The organism is Streptomyces spongiae, from assembly GCF_009377185.1.
In the GTDB taxonomy this organism is placed as follows: domain Bacteria; phylum Actinomycetota; class Actinomycetes; order Streptomycetales; family Streptomycetaceae; genus Streptomyces; species Streptomyces spongiae.
Window position 1 is genome coordinate 1 of record NZ_VJZC01000159.1, and the last position, 18,506, is coordinate 18,506.

15 protein-coding genes and 2 pseudogenes are annotated in these 18,506 nt (G+C 68.9%); 13 read left to right on the forward strand and 4 right to left on the reverse strand.

Annotated elements, in window-relative coordinates:
• Nucleotides 1-45: 45 nt before the first annotated feature.
• Nucleotides 46-954, forward strand: a complete 909-nt coding sequence (locus tag FNH08_RS21835; protein ID WP_152773184.1) for an SDR family oxidoreductase — start codon at nucleotides 46-48, stop codon at nucleotides 952-954.
• Nucleotides 955-1,891: 937 nt separating this feature from the next.
• Here FNH08_RS21835 and FNH08_RS21840 read toward each other — a convergent pair.
• Entirely contained in the window at nucleotides 1,892-3,154 is a 1,263-nt protein-coding gene (locus tag FNH08_RS21840) for a DUF418 domain-containing protein (RefSeq protein ID WP_194238560.1), read from the reverse strand.
• 316 nt (nucleotides 3,155-3,470) lie between these two features.
• Here FNH08_RS21840 and FNH08_RS21845 point away from each other — a divergent pair.
• A pseudogene (locus tag FNH08_RS21845) lies at nucleotides 3,471-5,295 on the forward strand (ABC transporter ATP-binding protein).
• Between the two features lie 101 nt (nucleotides 5,296-5,396).
• Complete coding sequence (locus FNH08_RS21850; protein WP_152773185.1) at nucleotides 5,397-5,924, forward strand: hypothetical protein; 528 nt, start codon at nucleotides 5,397-5,399, stop codon at nucleotides 5,922-5,924.
• A gap of 184 nt (nucleotides 5,925-6,108) precedes the next feature.
• Here the strand turns inward: FNH08_RS21850 and FNH08_RS21855 are convergent, their stop codons facing one another.
• Nucleotides 6,109-7,221 carry a sensor histidine kinase gene (locus FNH08_RS21855; protein WP_152773186.1) on the reverse strand — a complete coding sequence of 371 codons (1,113 nt, stop codon included), beginning with the start codon at nucleotides 7,219-7,221 and terminating at the stop codon, nucleotides 6,109-6,111.
• Nucleotides 7,218-7,913, reverse strand: a complete 696-nt coding sequence (locus tag FNH08_RS21860; protein ID WP_152773187.1) for a response regulator — start codon at nucleotides 7,911-7,913, stop codon at nucleotides 7,218-7,220. The genes FNH08_RS21855 and FNH08_RS21860 overlap by 4 nt, the downstream gene beginning before the upstream one ends.
• A gap of 165 nt (nucleotides 7,914-8,078) precedes the next feature.
• On the opposite strand from FNH08_RS21860, the gene FNH08_RS21865 reads away from it, so the two are divergent.
• Both FNH08_RS21865 and FNH08_RS21870 read left to right on the forward strand, forming a co-directional pair.
• Nucleotides 8,079-9,299, forward strand: coding sequence for a DUF418 domain-containing protein (locus FNH08_RS21865; protein WP_152773188.1), 1,221 nt, complete (start codon nucleotides 8,079-8,081; stop codon nucleotides 9,297-9,299).
• A 314-nt stretch (nucleotides 9,300-9,613) separates the two neighbouring features.
• Nucleotides 9,614-10,909, forward strand: a complete 1,296-nt coding sequence (locus FNH08_RS21870) for a DUF418 domain-containing protein (protein WP_322725066.1) — start codon at nucleotides 9,614-9,616, stop codon at nucleotides 10,907-10,909.
• 1,113 nt (nucleotides 10,910-12,022) lie between these two features.
• Here the strand turns inward: FNH08_RS21870 and FNH08_RS21875 are convergent.
• Entirely contained in the window at nucleotides 12,023-12,616 is a 594-nt protein-coding gene (locus FNH08_RS21875) for a TetR/AcrR family transcriptional regulator (RefSeq protein WP_152773190.1), read from the reverse strand.
• A 129-nt stretch (nucleotides 12,617-12,745) separates the two neighbouring features.
• Here FNH08_RS21875 and FNH08_RS21880 point away from each other — a divergent pair, with 129 nt between their 5' ends.
• The 8 genes and pseudogenes from FNH08_RS21880 to FNH08_RS21910 all read left to right on the forward strand — a co-directional run bounded on the left by FNH08_RS21880 (nucleotide 12,746) and on the right by FNH08_RS21910 (nucleotide 18,240).
• Entirely contained in the window at nucleotides 12,746-13,510 is a 765-nt protein-coding gene (locus tag FNH08_RS21880) for a 3-oxoacyl-ACP reductase family protein (RefSeq protein WP_152773191.1), read from the forward strand.
• 136 nt (nucleotides 13,511-13,646) lie between these two features.
• Nucleotides 13,647-14,597 (forward strand): alpha/beta fold hydrolase, encoded by a 951-nt coding sequence (locus FNH08_RS21885; RefSeq protein WP_152773192.1) that lies wholly within the window; start codon nucleotides 13,647-13,649, stop codon nucleotides 14,595-14,597.
• 44 nt (nucleotides 14,598-14,641) lie between these two features.
• A complete protein-coding gene (locus FNH08_RS21890) occupies nucleotides 14,642-15,061 on the forward strand; it encodes an ester cyclase (protein WP_152773193.1) in 420 nt (139 codons plus the stop codon).
• A 448-nt stretch (nucleotides 15,062-15,509) separates the two neighbouring features.
• Nucleotides 15,510-15,908 (forward strand): nuclear transport factor 2 family protein, encoded by a 399-nt coding sequence (locus FNH08_RS21895; protein ID WP_152773194.1) that lies wholly within the window; start codon nucleotides 15,510-15,512, stop codon nucleotides 15,906-15,908.
• Between the two features lie 99 nt (nucleotides 15,909-16,007).
• Nucleotides 16,008-16,123: pseudogene (locus FNH08_RS52120) on the forward strand (DNA-binding response regulator); the annotation flags it as partial.
• Nucleotides 16,124-17,203: 1,080 nt separating this feature from the next.
• Entirely contained in the window at nucleotides 17,204-17,335 is a 132-nt protein-coding gene (locus FNH08_RS53150) for a hypothetical protein (RefSeq protein ID WP_265579786.1), read from the forward strand.
• Nucleotides 17,336-17,614: 279 nt separating this feature from the next.
• The gene (locus FNH08_RS21905; protein WP_031047790.1) at nucleotides 17,615-17,830 is read left to right on the forward strand and encodes a type II toxin-antitoxin system VapB family antitoxin; all 216 of its coding nucleotides are present in this window, start codon (nucleotides 17,615-17,617) and stop codon (nucleotides 17,828-17,830) included.
• Entirely contained in the window at nucleotides 17,827-18,240 is a 414-nt protein-coding gene (locus FNH08_RS21910; RefSeq protein WP_322725069.1) for a PIN domain nuclease, read from the forward strand. The genes FNH08_RS21905 and FNH08_RS21910 overlap by 4 nt, the downstream gene beginning before the upstream one ends.
• The last annotated feature ends 266 nt before the right edge of the window (nucleotides 18,241-18,506 follow it).

Below are 18,506 nucleotides of genomic sequence, written 5' to 3' on the forward strand. Positions count from 1 at the left end.
CAATTCCCCCCACCACCACTGACCTGATGGAAAAGTGAGACCCCCATGACCACCACCCTCCCCGTCCTCGTCGTCGGCGCGACCGGTTCCCTCGGCGGCAAGGTCGTCGACGAACTGCTGAGGCGCGGTAGGAACGTCCGCGCCCTGGTCCGGCCGACCACCGACGCGAGCAGGCTCGAAAACCGGGGTGTCGAGATCGCCCGCGGCGACATGCTCGACCTCGACTCGCTCGTCGCCGCCATGAACGGCGCCGATGCCGTCATCACCACCGCTGCCGGCTACACCCGCGGCGGCAAGAACGCGCACGACATCGACACCGTCGGCAACGCCAACCTCGCTGAGGCCGCCCACCGCACCGGCATCCGGCGGTTCGTCCTGACCAGCATCCTCACCAGCGACCAGACGCCCCAGGTCCCGCACTTCTGGCACAAGAAGCTCGCCGAGGACAAGCTCGAACAGCTCGACGTCCCGTTCATCGCACTGCGGCCGGGGGCCTTCCTCGACCAGATCGCGACCATGGCGGGCAACCCGATCGACAAGGGCCGCCTGGCGTGGATCGGCAAGACCACCGTCCCGCTGACCTTCGTCCACACCTCAGACCTCGCGGCGTACCTGGCGGCCGCCGTCGACGTCGAGGCAGACAACGGTGAGCGCATCGACATCGGCTGGGACCGTCCGGTCAGCATGCGCGGGATGGCCGACCTGATGGGCAACCGGGCCGGAAAGGAGATCAAGGTACGGGCCGTCCCCTCCGTCGTCGCCCGCGCCGCAGGAGCCATGGCCGGACGCTTCATGCCCCTGGTCAAGGACATGGCCGCGATGTTCAGCTGGTTCGACAGCGGCCGCTACGTCGCCGACCCCCGCCGCCAGGAGCAGCTGTTCGGCCCCGCCCCCACCGCCGAGGACGTCCTCGGCCGGTACACCGACGAGCTGGGCACGGCGCAGCACCGGTGACCAGCCCGCATGCCGGTCCGGCCGCCCGGGCGGGGCCCAACCGGTGAGTGGGAGGACCGCTCTGACAGATCGCCGTACATTCCTGCCGCACCCGGAATGGGACTGCCGGGCCGACTCCAGCCGGGCTTCACCTGAACCGGCAAAACCACGGCACCTGCTGCGGTGGCACACTTCCTCAGCAGCGACAGGTTTTCCACAGCACAGACGGCAGCCGACGTCGCCCTACCGCGTCCGCGCACCCGCCGCGCCGGCATCAGCACTGCCTCCTCCGCCGCCGGCCCGGTACTCGACCCCGAAACACCGTCGGCCTGGACACGTCTGCGCCGTCCCGGCCCCTGTACGACCCCTGGGTCCTGGCATCGGCCCTCAAGGCAGTCGCCCAGGCCGCGAGCGACACCCTCGATCATCTACTCACCCGCAGGTCAGGGGGTGGAGCTCCCCCGAGCACCGCCCGCCTTCAAACCCACGAGCAGCGGATTCAGTCCGTTCAGGCAAAGTTGACGCTCCGGCACCCAAAAATGAACGTTTCCGCAGGTCAGCGATCTGCACAGGTGGAGCGGGTGGGACTCGAACCCACGGCCGACGGATTATGAGTCCTTTGAGGATCTTGGCGGCCCTTGTCGATCCATGCTCATCTTGGCCGTTTTCCCAGCTCAGACGAGGTTTGGCGCCTCAGTCCTTCCCAGCCCTTGTCAGTCTTTTCCGATCCTTGTGTCCAACCTGCGTCCAGAACGCGCTCTGGACGGACGCGCACACCCGGTTCAAGGATCCTCTCCCCAGCTGATGAGAGGGTCTCGAAATCTTCTAGTGCGGGTTGTTCGGAGGCTGCTCCAGCACTACCTGTCCGGATGGGCGTTGGGGCAGCAGCGGCAGATGCTGGATCCATGAGCGGCCCGGGCCGGGGTGGAGTGTGGAAGTTCACACCCCGGCTCGGGTCTCATCGCAGGTGCTTCGCAGGCTTGGTGGCGGCGTTGAGCAGGTACTCCAGGGGGCCGCGGCGGAAGAAGCGGGACCAGATCGCGGCGAACAGGATGGCTCCGAGGACGTACATGATCAGGGGCAGCCAGGACTGCTGGGTGCCGGTTCCGGCGGGCGTGGAAAATGCGGTCTGTGCGAGGAAGTGGCCGACGTAGGCGGTCAGGGACATGGTGCCCACGGCGATGACCGGCTTGGCCAGGCGGCGCAGTCGCGGCAGGCGGTCCATCGCCACCGTCGCGCCCACGATCACGAGGATCGCGATTCCGACGCTGCCGATGATGTCGAACGTGGTTCCGCTGTGCGGCCCGGCCTTCAGGAGAAACGACGCGGACATGTCGGGGAACGACCCTGCATCAGCGGGCATCGACCCGCTGCCGGTGGGCATCGAACCGGAGCCGCCGGACGACGGCCCGTCTTCCGCGAGGCTCCGCAACGCGCCCTTGCCGGCGAGCAGCAGGGACATGCCGTAGGCGGCCGCGGTGAGGGTGGCGCCGAGCGCGGCCAGGCGCTTCAGGATGGTGCCGCAGGAGAGGTCGAGGCGGCCCAGCGCCATGCCCGCGATGACGAACGACATCCAAGTGAGCGCCGGGTAGAAGCCGGTGAGCAGCAGATCGAGGACGCCGACCTCGCTGAGGTGGCGGAGCGGGTCGTAGGTGTTGATGCTCTGCTGGACCGACGGGGTCAGCAGCGAGCTGAGGACGAACGCCAGCTGCGGTGTGACGAGGGCGAACGCGGCCGCGATGATCGCGAGGGTCCTGGCGCTCAGCCGCACCAGGGGCAGGGCGAGGAGGAAGTAGACGCCGTAGAAGCCGAGGATGATCACGCCCCCGTACTCCATCGCCATCACGGTGCCCAGCGCCAGCAGGATCACGGCGCGGATCGCAATGCGGGCCCTCGCCTGCCGGCCCGCCTGGCCGGTCTTGGGCTCGCGGCGGCCGGCGAGCAGCATCAGGGAGAACCCGGCGAGGGTGGCGAACAGGACCGACGAGTGACCGTCCGATATGTATCGGATCCAGCTGCCGACGCCAGTCGTGGCGGACAGCGGGGGGCCGATGTGCACGACGTACATGCCGAACACCGCCAGCGCCCGGGCCAGGTCCACCCCGACGAGGCGTCCCATCGAGGGACCGGGCGAGGCCGGGGACTCGGGGGAGGTCTGGGGCGGCGGAGGCGAGTTCTCCTGGGGAGCTGATGTCTCCTGCGGCGGCTGTGTCTGTGTCATACGGAGAACCTCGCGTGGACGTCCGGGGGCGGACCATCCGGCAGTCTTCGGGCTCTCCCCCGCCGATCGGCGGGTACCGCCCTGCCGACAGGCGGAGTCTCGCCCTGACCGGTCGGTCCGGTGCGACCGGACGGGCAGTGTTGTTCGGCACTTGGCGGGGGTGGACCCGACGGTTGCCGGATGGGCCCGTGGCGGCCGGGCTTGAAGACTGCAGGCATGACAGACCGCGCCGACACAAGGAGCGCGAGGACTGCCCCGGCACTTCGGCCCGCGTACCGGGTTGTGACGCCGCGACACCGCAGAAGAAGGGAACTTCGTGAACACCGCATCCGCTCCGACGACGGATGAGCCGTTCCCGACGGATGAGCCGTTCCCGACGGATGAGCCGTCCCTGTCCGCCCGGGAGACGATCAAGACACTGGGCGCGTATGTGCGGCCGCACCGGTGGGCGGTCGCCCTCGGTCTGTTGTGCGCCCTGGTCGGGGCCGCCGGGGGGCTGCTGCAGCCGCTGGCCACGAAGGCGCTGGTGGACCGGCTGGCCTCCGGTGAGACCATCGCCGGGATCCTGATCGCGCTCACCGTCCTGGTGGTGCTGGGCACGGCGGTCGAGGCGTTCGGCGCGTATGTGCTGGAGAGGACGGCGGAGTCGGTGGTCCTGGCCGCGCGGCGCACCCTGGTGGGGCGGCTGTTGCGGTTGCGGATCTCGGAGTGGGAGCGGATCCCGCCGGGTGATCTGATGTCCCGGGTCACTTCGGACACCACGCTGCTGCGGGCGGTCAGCACCCAGGCGGTCGTCTCCGCGGCCACCGGCACCGTGGCCTTCGTCGCGGCGGTCGTGGTGATGGCGTTCCTGGACGTCGTGCTGCTGGGTGTGACGCTCGGTGTGATCGTGTTGGTCGGTGGGGCCGCCGCGCTGGTGATGCCGCAGATCGCGCGGGCCACCGAGCGGTCGCAGAAGGCGGTCGGGGAGATCTCCGTCGGATTGGAGCGGTCTCTCGGGGCGTTTCGCACGGTGAAGGCGTCCGGTGCCGAGGAGCGGGAGACCGCTCGGGTGGTGGCGGCGGCGCGGCGGGCGTGGCGGCACGGTGTGAAGAGCGCGAAGTGGGAGGCCGTGGCGGGCTCGGCCGACGAACTCGCCGTACAGCTGGCCTTCCTCGCGGTGCTCGCGGTCGGCGGGGCGCGGGTGGCGACCGGGGAGATCCCCGTGTCCACCCTCATCGCCTTCCTGCTGTACCTCTTCTATCTGATCGAGCCGGTGTCCAAGCTGGTCGACGCCGTGACCTCCTATCAGGAGGGGGCGGCCGCGGCCTCCCGCATCGCGGCCGTGGAACGCCTCTCGACGGAATCGCCCGCTCGGCAGGCGGACGCCCTGCCCCGGCAGGGGACAGCCGCGCCGGGTCCGGCGTCGGTCCGTTTCGAGGACGTGTCCTTCCGCTACCGTCCGGGCCTGCCGTACGTCCATCAGCGGGTGCGTTTCGAGGTACCGGGTGCTGGGATGACGGCCTTCGTGGGCCCCTCGGGTGCGGGCAAGTCGACGATCTTCGCGCTCATCGAGCGGTTCCACGAGGCCACCGGTGGCCGGGTCCTGGTCGACGGCAAGGACGTACGGCACTGGCCGCTGTCCCCACTGCGGTCCGCCATCGGATACGTCGAGCAGGACGCCCCCGGTGCTGGCCGGCACGCTCCGCGAGAACCTCGTCTTTGCCGCGCCCAATGCGACGGACGACGCCCTCCGCGATGTCCTGGCCCGCACGAAGCTCGACACCCTCGTCGAGCGTCTGCCCCACGGCCTGGACACCCCGGTCGGCCACCGCGGCTCGAAGCTGTCGGGCGGCGAGCGGCAACGCATCGCCATCGCCCGCGCCCTGCTCCGCAAGCCCCGGTTGTTGCTCCTGGACGAGGCGACCTCGCAGCTCGACGCCGTCAACGAGCTCGCGCTGCGGGACGTCATCGCGGACGTGGCCCGGGAGACCACTGTGCTGGTGGTGGCCCACCGCCTGTCGACGGTGACAGGCGCTGACCGGATCGTCGTCATGGACGCCGGCCGGGTCCGGGCCGTGGGCACCCATGAGGAACTGGTGGACCAGGACCGGCTGTACGCGCGGCTGGCGGCCACCCAGCTCCTGGCCCCCGCGCGATGACCCACCACACGCAAGGTTGTCCGGTCTTCCACTGTCCCAGTCCCGGCCGGACAACCTCACGCACCGACCCCCAAGGGAACCAAGACCGCGAAAGTCCCCCTATGCGCACCGAGTCGGCCATCCGTTGCAGACGTGGGCTATGGGACTGGCCGGCCCAGCCGACTGCGCTGTTCGGCGGCGTGTACGGGCTCCTGGTGTCGAGTTCGGCCGTTGCCGCGCTCACGCAGTTCGGCGAGGTGACTCGGGCGGCGCGCATGGACGACGCCGTGTGGGTCCTGTTCACCGCCCTTGCCTCGGCCCTGGCTCATGGATACGCCCACCAGATCGCTCGCCGCGATGCTCAGGGCCATCCCGGCATACGGGGAGTGGTGCGCGCAGGCCTCGCCGAATGGCCGCTGGTAGTGGCGGCGTTGCCCACCACACTGCTGCTGTGGGGGGCGGGCCTTGGCTGGTGGCACTCCACAGGCATCGAGTACGTCGCCTTCGGAACCAACACCGTCCTGCTCCTGGGCTGGGGCCTGCTCGTCTCCCGGGCCGCAGGCCGTACGTGGGGACGAGCCGTCAGGATCGGCGGTACTGACGCGCTCTTGGGAGTGGCCGTCGCCTTGGTCAGCACCCTGCTGAAGTGAGGCGGTGATCAGGGCTGTCAGCCTGGTTCCGGGATCCTCAACGGGCTGACGCGGCACCGGACACGGTCGGGACGGGGAGCTGGACACAAGGCAAGCCGGCGGAGCACGGTCCAGGGGCGTCGGCGTGCGCTGCCGGTTGAGGCTCACGTGTGAGCCTCAAGCCGCAAGCCGGCAGAACAGCATGTCAGTCCGCGCTCAGGGGAACCCTCAGCCGCACCCGGTAGCCGCCCTGAGCAGTCGGGCCCGCGTCCAGGGAGCCGTGCAGGATCTCGGCCCGTTCCCGCAGGCCGACCAAGCCCTGCTGCGAACCGGGCAAGGAGAGGGAGGGGCGCGTGGGAGGGGTGTTGGTGACGGTCACTCCAATACCGTCCCCGTCCTGCCACAGCTCGACGCGAGCGTTGGCGCCGGGGGCGTGCTTGCGGACGTTGGTCAGCGCCTCCTGAACCGTGCGGTAAAGGGCGCGTTGGGCGGGTGTGCCCACGGTGGGCGGCAGCTCACCCGTCAGCTCCGTGTGAGTGCCGCTGGATTCGACCAGTTTGCGCAGGTCGGCCAAGGTGGGCTGCGGCGTCAGCTCGGTGGATTTGCCGCCGGAGGCGCGCAGCAGCGTGACCATGGTGCGCAGCTCGTCGAGGGTGGTGACGCTCAGCGAACGGATCGTGCGGGCGGCCTCCTTGGCGTCCGCGTCCCGCGCGGCGACCTGCAACGCCCCGGCCCGTACGGCGATCAGGCTGACCTGGTGGGAGACCACGTCGTGCATCTCGCGGGCCAGCTGGGCGCGTTCACGGGCGAGCACGGCCTGGGCGTGCAGGGTCCGCTCGTGCTCCCTGGCCTCCTCGACCTCGGCCAGCCGCCGCGCCAGGTCCCGTCGTGCCTGGAGAAGCTGGCCGAAGAGGACCGGGGCGACGCTGGTTGCCAGGCCGTACACGAAGAAGACCAGCGTCATGGTTCGGTCCGCCTCGGCCAGGGGCCACGGAGTACTGCTCGCGACGGCGGCCAGGACGACGCACACCGCGAGGAGACGGCGGTTGCGGGAGCGTTCGGCCAGCGTGAACAGCGCCGCGAGCACAGCGACGGCGACATCCTGCATCAGCGCGATGGGCAGGGTGAGCAGGAAGACGCCGAGCGGGAACCTGCGCCGGAACGCCAACGCGGCGCAGCCGACCGCGGCCAGCGTGACCTCGGGACGCGTGTGCTCCCACATGTCCACCACCAGCACATCCACGGCCGCCACCGCCACCAGGACGATGTCGACGACCGGCGCGGGAACCCGCTGCCACACGGCACGTGCACGGCTCATCGGCCGGCCTCCGACCGCGGGCGATCGTCGAGCAGCCCGGCCCGCTGCGCCAGCAGCGCGGCCTGCACCCGGCTCGTCACCCGCAGCTTCGTGAGGATCGCGCTGACGTGGTCCTTCACCGTGCCCGCCCCCAGGTGGATACGCGCCCCGATGTCGGCGTTCGACAGCCCCTCCGCCACCAGGACGAGGACGTCGCGCTCCCGCGCGGTGAGCAGCCGGACACGCGCGGCCTCCTCGTCGACGGCCGCCTCGGTGCCGGGGTGGCTGTGCACCAGCGTCCGCGACGCCTTGGGCGACAGCACCACACCGCCCGCGACCAGGGTCCGCACCAGGTGGGCAAGCTGCTCCGGCTCCGTGTCCTTGAGCAGGAAACCGGCCGCGCCCGAGTTCAGCGCGGTCAGGATGTACTCGTCGGCGTCGAACGTGGTCAGCATCGCCACCACCGGCGGATCCGGCATCGTCCGCAGCTCGCGCAGGACGGTGAGCCCGTCGACGTCCGGCATCCGGATGTCCAGCAGGACCACGTCCGGCCGCTCCCGCCGGACGGCCTCCACCGCGTGGCCGCCGCTCGCGGTCGCGACGACCTCGATGTCCTCGGACGCGCCCAGAATGAGTTCGAAGCCCGAGCGGACCAGTGCCTCGTCGTCGACCACCACTACCCGGATCACGCGCTCCGCCTCACCGTCGTTCATGCCGTCCGGCCCATGTCGACTCGACCCTAAAGCCACGTAGAGCTCCTGCGGCCCGGCGAGCGGCAGCTCCAGCCACACGGCGGGGTAGCACCCACCACTCGGCAGGGACACGGCAGCCTTCTGCCGGATAGTCCGTGATCGGCCCGGGTCTCCAGCCTGAGGGTCATGACCCATCACCCAGACTCCCCGCCGCTTACGGCCGACGCGCCGTCCCCCGAACGCGAGCGCAGCGAGCCCTCGACCGGCGCGCCCGGCGTGGGCCGGCTGATAGGGCTGGACCTGGCCCGCGGCCTGGCCGTCTTCGGCATGTACGCGGTCCACGTAGGCCCCGCCCCCAGCCAGGGCGGGGTCATCGGCTTCCTGATGGAACTGGCGCAAGGCCGCTCATCCGCCCTGTTCGCCGTCCTGGCCGGCTTCGCGGTCGCCCTCATCACCGGCCGCCGCACACCGAAGACCGGCCTGGCCGGCCGGCAGGCCGTCGCCAAGGTGATCATCAGGGCCGTGATCCTGCTGGCCCTTGGCACCGCCCTGACCCTGACGGGCACTCCGGTCGTGCCGATCCTCGCTTTCTACGGACTGTTCTTCCTGCTCGTGCTGCCGCTGTACCGGCTGGGCGCCAAGCCACTGGCGTTGATCGCCGCAGGATGGGCCCTGGTGGGTCCGCAGCTGCTGTACGCGCTGAAGCCGGTGGTCGGCGGCCGCGTGTTCCTCTCCTACGGCCAGGCCGACGGCCTCGTCTCACTGTTCTTCACCGGCGGTTATCCGGCCCTGACCTGGGTCCCGTTCGTGATCGCCGGTATGGCTGTCGCCCGCTGCGACCTGGCTGCCAAGGCTGTCCGGATGCGCCTCGCCCTCACCGGCGTCGCCCTCGCCGTCACCGGCTACGGCGGCTCCTGGCTCGCGGTGCGTCTCGTACCCGGTGCCGCCGAAGCCGTCCGGAAAGCCGAAGAGGGGCCGGGCATGTCGTCCGTGTCGTCCGTGTCGTCCGTGTCGCCCGACAGCATCGGCATCTTCGGCGACACCCCCGCCGGGATGCTGGCCTCAGCCCCGCACAGCGAGGCGACCCTGTCCATCATGGCCGCCACGGGTGTGGCGATCCTGGTGATCACCGCGTGCCTGGCCGCCATGGACGCCTTTCCCCGGCTGCGCCGCCTGGCGGGGCCCGTCATCGCGGTCGGCTCGATGTCACTGACGGCGTACGTCTACCACATCGTCGCCATCTGGCTCCTGGACACCGAGACATCGGCCGTCCCGCCGCTGCACATCCTGCTCGGCCTCATCGCGTCCGTCACCGTCCTCGCCACCCTCTGGTCCCGCTTCGTAAAGCGAGGGCCGCTCGAATGGCTGATGGGCAGGGCGACCGGACTGGCCCGACACATCCGATAAGACACATCGGGGTGTGTCGCTTCCCACGGATGCCGTTCCGACGCGAGTTCGGACGTCACCCCGCCGCCCGCCTGCGTGATCAATATCGATGAGAAGTGACGCCGCTCGGCCTTCAGGCGGAGCGGAAGAACTGCCGGCTCGTGGTGAGCCTGCCGACCCGCGGCATCGCGGCGACCAGCTTGACCACCACAGGCGTGCCTGTACGACCGAGACCGGGCCCCCGCCGATCGGAGGGGACCGGTCGGCCGACCGGCGGGGGACCTCCTGAAGCCCGGCGGATGGTCGACCGCCCCCGCCTCGGCAAGGTTGTCCCGGTGACCGAGATCGAAAGCGCCAAGAAGGCGCCTACCCAGCCCTTACCCGCACCCGAGTCCGCCACAGCGACGAAACGCCCTTCGTCGACCGCACGGTTGGTCGGAGTGGACCTCGCCCGTGCCGTGGCCGTGTTCGGAATGTTCGCCGTGCACGTCGGCCCCTTCAATCCCTTCCCCACCTCCGGCGACGGCGCGGGCACCTGGTTCGTCTGGCTGGCGAGCGGCCGGGCCTCGGCGCTGTTCGCCACCCTCGCCGGATTCTCGCTGGTGCTGATCGCCGGCCGCCTGGAGCCGAAGACCGGACTGGCCGGCCGGCAGGCGAAGGCCAGGATCGTGATCCGGGCCGTGATCCTGCTCGTGGTGGGCACCGCGCTGGCGATGACCGACTTCGGCGGCGGCGTCATCATCAACTTCTACGCGGTCTACTTCCTGCTGGCCCTGCCCCTGCTGCGGCTGCGGGCCAGGACCCTCGCGGCCATCGCGGTCGCGCTCGCGCTCATCGCGCCGCAGGTGGCGTACTGCCTGCGGGCGCTGCTCAGCGAATCGATCGTGAACACCATCGACTCCTACGACCCGATCGCGCGCCTCTCCGGCGTGGGCGTGCTCGACTTCCTGCTCACCGGCTTCTACCCGGCGATCACCTGGATGACGTTCGTGGTCACCGGCATGGCGCTGGGCCGGCTTGATCTGTCCTCGGGCGCCGTGCGGCGGCGGCTGGCCGTGGTCGGGCCCGCGCTGATCGCGTTCGGATACGGCGTCTCGTGGTTGGCGCTCCGGCTGACCGGCGGCGCCAAGGAGATGGCGGCCGGGATGCCTGGCATGAAGGAGTTCGACGTCCTCAAGGACCGCGGTGCCATGCAGGATCCCGGCATGGCAGAGGGATCCTTCGACCTGCCGGTCGGCAGTGGGCTGTGGGGCCCCGACGGCTGTGGGCTGCTGGCGGCCGAGCCGCACAGCGGTTCCACGTTCGACCTCGTCGGCTGCCTGGGTGTCGCGATCACCGTGATCCTGTGCCTGACGGTGGCCGTGGACCGGCTGCCGGTGCTGCGCCGGCTGGCAGCGCCAGTCATCGCCGTCGGAACCATGTCCCTGACCCTCTACGTGAGCCACATCCTGGTGATCCTCGCCCTGCCCGGCGAAGCGGTGACCCCACCGCAGTCCGCCTCCTTCGAGCTGCTGCTCTGCTTCGTCGTCGGAGCCACCCTGTTCGCGGCGATCTGGTCCCGCTTCTTCCACCGCGGACCGCTGGAGTACCTCCTCAACACCACCACCAAACTGGCGAACCGCGTCCGCTGAGCCTCGGGCGGGCACCCCGGATAGTCCGTACACCGGAAGTGACTGCTGCTCAAGAGCACACCCCTGAAAGGGCAGGGCTCGGCGGCGGGCGAGCATACCTCTGTTGAGGGGTGTGCGGCCGCCGAGCCCTGCCGGTTCTGGTGCCAGGTCCCGTCGGTAAAACCAAGCCCACCCGCGCCTGCACACCGGATCACGTCACGCCTGAGCAGTGGCCATCGATGCCTCTCGATGGACAGGATGAGCAGGAGCACCGGTGCGGCTGTAGTGGGGCGCGACCCGCCAGTCCGGCCCGTCCCGCCATGTCTGCCGGTCCTTTCCGGGCCGTTTCCAGTACGGGCCGTTTTCGCGTCCCAGGCTCGGACCGCACCCCGTTCGGGCGGCCTCCGTACCCAGCCGCCGGCCCGGCAGACCCGCCTACTCGAAGGCCCCCGGGCAGCACTTCTCAAATCCTCGTGCCCAGCCAGCGTCCAGAATCCGGCGCCCATGCCTCGTACACGTCACCCGCGGAGACCTGCCTCATCACCGGAACACGACATCTACGCAGGTGAGAGCGGTGCGGACTAACACCGACCGCAACGGAGCCGAACTCGCGAGCAGCGGATTCAGTCCGTTCAGGCGAAGTTGACGATCCGACAGGACAAAATGAAAGTTTCCGCAGGTCAAAGACCTGCACAGGTGGGGCGGGTGGGACTCGAACCCACGGCCGACGGATTATGAGTCCCTTGAGGATCTTGGCGGCCCTTGCCGATCATTGCCGATTCACGCCATTCTTGCAGGTCAGACGTGCTGATCAGCGTCAGCCCTGTGCAGTGCTTGTCGGTCTGTTCCTGCCCTTGTGGCCTCTCAATGACCCCTGAGGGTCGATGAGTTGGACGCTTGCCACGGCAGCAGCCGCCCAGTTCAGCCGAGGGCCTGGAACCCTTCGCGCAGCGGAGTCCCTTACCGACGCGATGATGCTCCACCCCAGGCAACCGAGATGGAGCATCGTCCCTGGCGCCACTAGGCGATTTTGTCCACCGGACTGTGCAGGGACCTGGGTCGCAGCGCGTCAATCGGGTCAGCCGAGTACGTAGGTCCCATCGCCGGACTCAGCAACGATCGTCAATGTGCCGATCACGAGCTTGGCCACGTACTGAGGGCCTGGTCGGCGACGCGGTGCATGTCTTCTCGGCTGGCGCCGCCGGCGGCCTGCACGGCGAGGCCCTGCCCGACGGTGTGCACATAGCGGGCGAGGGTTTCCGGGTCGGCAGTGAGTGGCAGGTCGCCCTCGGCCTGGGCTTGTTCGAACCGTTTCCGCAGAGCGGCCACTCCGGCCTCGCGGCGTTCGGCCAGGTCGCGGCGGACCGGTTCGCTTTCCGGGCCGGCGGCCAGCGCGGACTGCACCAGCAGGCAGCCGCGCGGGCAGCCGGGCGCGGTGTGGGCGTCCACGGCTCCGTGCAGCATCGCCTCGGCCACCTGCCGGGCGGTGGGAAGCTCAAGAGCCGGGGCCACAAAGGCTCCCGGGCCCTGCACATAGCGGTCGACGGCCTTGCGGAACAGCTCCTCCTTGTTGCCGAAGGCGGCGTAGATGCTGCGCCGGTTGATCCCCATGGCCTCGGTCAGCGCGGCGAGCGAGGCACCCTCGTAACCCTCGGCCCAGAACACCCGCATCGCCACCTCCAGCGCCTCGTCGGTGTCGAAGGACCGGGGCCGTCCCGTGCTGGGCATCGAAGCCTCCTTGAGAAAAGTTCGCCGCCGCGGAATGAATCCCGCGCTTGCTCAGGTTAGTGTCATCGTGGATATAGTAACCGAGCGGTTCGGTTCGTAAGTGAAGTGCTGAAGAAATCGGAGACCCCCATGGGCACCCAGCTCGCCCCCGGCACCACCCGGTCCGGCGTACGGCCCCTCGAAGGCAAAACCGCCCTGGTCACGGGCGGGTCCCGGGGAATCGGTGCCGGGATCGTGCGCCGTCTGGCCGCCGACGGCGCCCAGGTCGCCTTCACCTACGCCAGTGCCAAGGACCAGGCCGACGCCGTGGCCGAGGCGACAGGCGCCTTGGCGGTGCAGGCGGACAGCGCGGACCACGAAGCCGTCCGGGCCGCGGTCAGCCGCACCACGGAGCATTTCGGCGGATTGGACATCCTCGTCAACAACGCCGGCGTCTCCCACGCCGCGCCGATCGAGGACTTCCCGCTGGAGGATTTCGACCGGCTCGTCGCGGTCAACGTCCGGGGCGTGTTCAGCGCCGTCCAGGCCGCCGCTCCCCACCTCGGCCAGGGCGGTCGCATCATCACCATCGGCAGCGTCATCGTCGACCGCGTCCCCTTCCCCGGCGCAACCGTCTACGCCCTGACGAAGGCCGCTGTCGCCGGTCTCACCCGGGGACTGGCCCGCGAACTCGGTCCGCGCGGCATCACCGTCAACAACGTGCAGCCCGGCCCCACCACCACGGACATGACCCCTGACTCAGGCCCGTACGCGGAATCCCTGAAGCAGCTCATGCCGCTCGACCAATTCGCCGAGCCCGCCGACATCGCCAGCGCCGTCGCCTATCTCGCCGGCCCCGAAGCCCACTTCATCACTGGCACCAGCTGGAACGTCGACGGCGGCATCGCCGTCTGACCGCCCACCCCGGGCGGCCGCACTCCCCCCCTGAACGTCCCGGCGCTCGCGCTCCGCCCAGAGTTCTCGACCAGCGGAGGCCTCCACCCGTATCGCCGCGCTTGACGGCACCCACCACCACAAAGGACGCACCATCATGAACGCTTCCACCACAGCTTCCACGACCGCCCTGGCCGTCGGGTCGGAGGAGCCGCTCAGCCCCGGCTACGACGCGGCGACCAAGGACGACGCCGAGTTCAACGAGCTCTTCCAGCACGGCTTCACCACCATCGACGACGTACAGATGCACTATGTCGTCGGCGGCGACGGCCCGCAGGTCATGGTGCTGCTGCACGGCTGGCCGCAGAGCTGGTACGAGTACCGCCAGGTCCTGCCCTCGCTGCTGCCCGGCCGCACCGTCATCGCCATCGACCTGCCGGGCCTTGGCGACTCGACTGGGAACCCGTCCTCCAGGGCCAAGGCGGTCCTGGCCGCCTACGTCCACAAGCTGCTCGTCCACCTCGGCCACCTCGAGAACGTGCGGATCGTCGCGCACGACTTCGGCGTCAGCGTCGCCTACCCGCTGGCCGCCCAGTACCGCGAGCAGATAGCAGGCCTGTTCCTCATGGACTACGGCCTGACCGGCAAGAACCTGAAGTTCGCCGCCATCGAGTCGATGTTCTGGCACTTCTCCTTCAACAAGCAGCGTCCGCTCGCGGAGGAACTGGTCACCGGCCGGGTCGAGACCTTCCTCACCCACTTCTTCCAGGGGATGAGGACCGCCGGCGAGAACATCTCCGCCGATGAACTGGCCGAGTTCGTCCGGCTGTACTCCCGCCCCCAGGTCCTGCATGCCGGCTTCGAGCTCTACCGGACCGAGATCCAGGACGAGGCCGACAACACCAAGTTCCAGGAGACCCCGCTGACCATCCCGGTGCGCATGATCACCCAGGCCGGCCTCGCCGACATGGTCCTGCCGCCCCTCCAGGACGCCGCCCCCCACGCCACCTCCGCCGACGTCCCCGGCGCCGGACACTTCCTCCTCCACGAAGCACCCGACCGCGTCCTGGCCGAGATCAACGCCTTCTACCCCAACCCCACAGCCTGACCGACTTCGAAAGCCGGCTCACCGCAGTGAGAGGAAAACCCCTGATGAACAGCCAACCCACCTCCGCCCGCGATGTCCCTATCCGCGTATTCGCCGCCTTCGACGCGGGAGATATCGCTGCGCTGGACACCCTGGTCTCACCCGATCTCATCGACCACAACCTGCCCCCAGGGGCTCCCTCGGCGATCGAGGGGATGAAAGGAATGGTCGCTGCCATGCGCGACGGGTTCACCAACCCTCACCACGAGATCGTCTACCAGGCCGAGACGGACGACGGCTGGGTCGTCTCCCAGTGGGTGATCACAGCGACCCACACCGGCCCTTGGTTCGGACTGCCCGCGACCGGCCGTGACGTGACCTGCTCCGGCATCGATCTCGCGCGCGTGGTCGACGGCCGGATCGTCGAGATCCGGCACGTCGAGGAACTGCTGCAACTTCAGATGCAGATGCAGCTGACCGACTGAGGTAGCAGCAAAGATGCATCAGCGCGGCGTGAGCCCCCGGCGAAGAGTCGAAGTTGATCGCCCCATAGACCCTTCGCCGGGGGGGTTCTCATAGCTCACGCTGTTGCCCCGTCGGCTCCTGAAGGCCGTCTGACGACATACCGGAGGCACTCGCTCCATTTGACATGGCGCAGAGAAGGATCAAGGCGCGGTCCCGCACACCATCACCGGCAAGAAGAGCTCCAGGTCCCGGTCAAGCGCATCCTGCAGGGCACAGAGATCGAGCAGGTGGCCGACCGCAGCTCGACCGACAATCCGTCCGCACTCCAGCGGTTCGCCAGGTACCGCGCCGAACGCGCCCGCAAAGGTCGGGTGGCCGAGGCCCGGCGCTGAGCCCCAGCCATAAAGAGCTGGACCCAAGTCCAGGACGCATTGCCGCACCGCGCGGCCAAGAGAACCGAGGAAAGAGATGTCGGGCAAAGAACCGGACCCCACGGACTTCAGCGCGGTGAACACCTTGCTGGCCGCGATCGAGAAGGGCGACATGGACGAGGTGCGCCGCTGCTTCGCACCCGACGCGCTCACCTGGCACAACTTCGACGAGATCGAGCAGGACGTCCATGCCATGGCTGCGATGCTCGGTCACCTCTGTGCCCTCTCGACGAGCCGGAGCTACGAGGACCGACGCATCACGACAGTCGGCTCGCAGGCGTTCCTGCAGTACACGCTGACCGCGGTGCTCCACTCCGGAGGCCGGTTCCGAATGCCGGCGATGATGCGGCTGGAGGTCGACTCCGACGGGCTCGTGGCACGGATCGAGGAGTACTTCGACTCGCGCGTGCTCGACAGCCTCGCCGAAGTGTCGTGACGGCCTCCGCGTTCAGCGAGAACGAGAGCGTGGCTCCCCAGGGGCCAGAACGTCACGCCGAAAGGACGGCCCCACGTCGTTCCCGTCATTGTCGGCTTCGACGCCGACTCCGACACCCTGCCGACGATCGAGGCGGCGCAGGTCAACTGCTCAAGGATGCCCCGCGCGACGAGCTCTTCACGGCCGCCCGCGCGACGGCCGACGGCCGCACCGTTGACGAAGGACCGCAATCCACGGCCCACGACAGAACTGACTCACCCGTCTGCGATGTCCTCACACGGGCATGATCGGCTCATGGACCGCCGAGGGCCATGACCACTGGGCGGGGATGCCAGTTCACAGCGACAGCTGGTTCAGACCTCCTGTGCGGCCCCGGCCGCCTCACCGGGCGGACGGCTTCGGAAACAGGCCGCCGACGACCCTGTAGTGCCCTTTCCTCTTCGGGCAGTTTCCTTCTCCCCCACTCTGCGAACCCAGACGTACCGGCAGCCGCGCCGCCCTCTCCGCTGGTCCGGTATTCGACTGGCTGTACGAAGGATGTCCACCCGATGCCCACGCAACGGTAAAACGGACAATGAATCGCCCCGGAGACACCGTCGGCCTGGACACGCCCGCGCCGTCCCGGCCCCTGTACGGCCCCTGGGTCCTGGCATCGGCCCTCAAGGCAGTCGCCCAGGCCGCGAGCGACACCCTCGATCATCTACTCACCCGCAGGTCAGGGGGGCGGAGCTCCCCCGAGCAACGCCCGACTCCAAACCCACGAGCAGCGGATTCAGTCCGTTCAGGCGAAGTTGACGCTCCAACACCCGAAAATGAACGTTTCCGCAGGTCAGAGACCTGCGGAAGTGGGGCGGGTGGGACTCGAACCCACGGCCGACGGATCATGAGTCCATTGAGGATCTTGGCGACCCTTGTCGATCAATGCTCATCTTGATTGTTTTCCCAGGTCAGATGAGGTTTGGCGCCTCTCTCTTCCTCGGCCATTGTCAGTCTTTTCCGATCCTTGTGTCCAACCTGCGTCCCGAACGCGTCCCGGATGGACTGGTCCGGCTGGACGCCAAGCCCAGCGCCCCAGCACGGGAGGGGATCTCCAACCCGCCCGCAGCGGACTCCCCTTCCAACGCGCGGAGGTTCTCCCCCGGGTGCTGAGGCAGAGCCTCTATGGCAGTGGTCACAGGCTGAAGCCTGTGCCGTACGCGACCTGCAGATCGGCGGACGACACCGCAAGCAAGGCGGCGAGCCGGATCCACGCCACTGATCCGGGGCCCCTGAAGGTACACGTCCAGGTGTACGTCATGCCGGACAACAAGTTCCTCGTCGGCGTCGCCTGCGGCGCGGCCACGTTGCTCGGCCTGGGCGGGCTGGGCACGCACCCTGGTCTCCGGCACCACCTCGACCCCCTCGCTCAACCTGTCCGACTGGCTTGAAGGCGGTCGCCGGAACCGTTCTCACCTGTAGCGGCAAGCACACTGACGGCACCGCCGTCGGCATCCGGATCACCATGCTGAAAGTGACGACCTCCCGCCTCACCTGGAAGTTCGAACGCTGAAAGGAGCCCACCGGGAAGTCCCTGGCGCACACCCCTCTTCTGACGCGCTCACCACAAGGCCACAGATCTGAGAAACAGACCACCCAGGGGTGCGCGAGTCAATATACAATCGATCATGTATATTGATATACGCCGCAGCGTGCATGAGGAGGCCATCTTGAGCCGTACCGTGATCGACCTCGACGACGAGGCGCTGGAAGAAGCCGCCAAGGAACTCGGCACCACCACCAAGCGCGACACCATCAACACCGCCCTGCGCGAGGTCACCGCCCGCTACCGGCGCCTGCGCGCACTCGAAGACGCACGGCAACTGGTGACCGACGGAGCCCTGGACATCGACATTCTCCTGAACAAGAACCAGTACCGGCCGTGACCGTCGCCGACTACCTCATCGACACCTCCGCCCTCGCCCGCGTCCTGCTCGGCCAGAACACGACTGAGTGGGACGACAGGATCGGCGCCGGCCTCGTCGCGATCTGCGACATCACGGAACTCGAGGTCCTCTACTCCGCCCGCTCAGCCGCGGACCGCGCGCGACTGAAGGCTGCACTCGACGCCCACTACGCGTGGTGCCCCATGCCTGCCGGCATCTACCGCCGCTCCCGCATCGTCCAGGAACAACTGACCGCCAAAGGGGAACACCGCAGTGCGGGCCCCGTCGATCTCCTGGTGGCCGCCGCCGCGGAAGAAGCAGGCCTCACCCTGCTCCACTTCGACCGCGACTTCGAAACCATTGCTCGCACGACGGGGCAGCCGGTCCGCATGATCGACCTCAGGCAGTAGAGTCCGCGCGGTCGCACGGACGGGCGTCAAGCCTCTCGCCGACCTCCCACCCGAGGCGGTATCGCGGCGATGCCCCCACTGCCGGACGGCCCTCGTTCGGCGCCCTCGCGCCGTCAGAAGTACCGGCAGGCCACGGTCCGGGTCTGTACGGTGGATGGTGTAACTCCCAAGCTGGAAGCGACAGTTGATGACTGACGTGACGAGTGACACCGAGGCCGGGAAGGCCGCTGTGAGTGGGACGGGCGCCGTGGACGACGGGCTGGTCG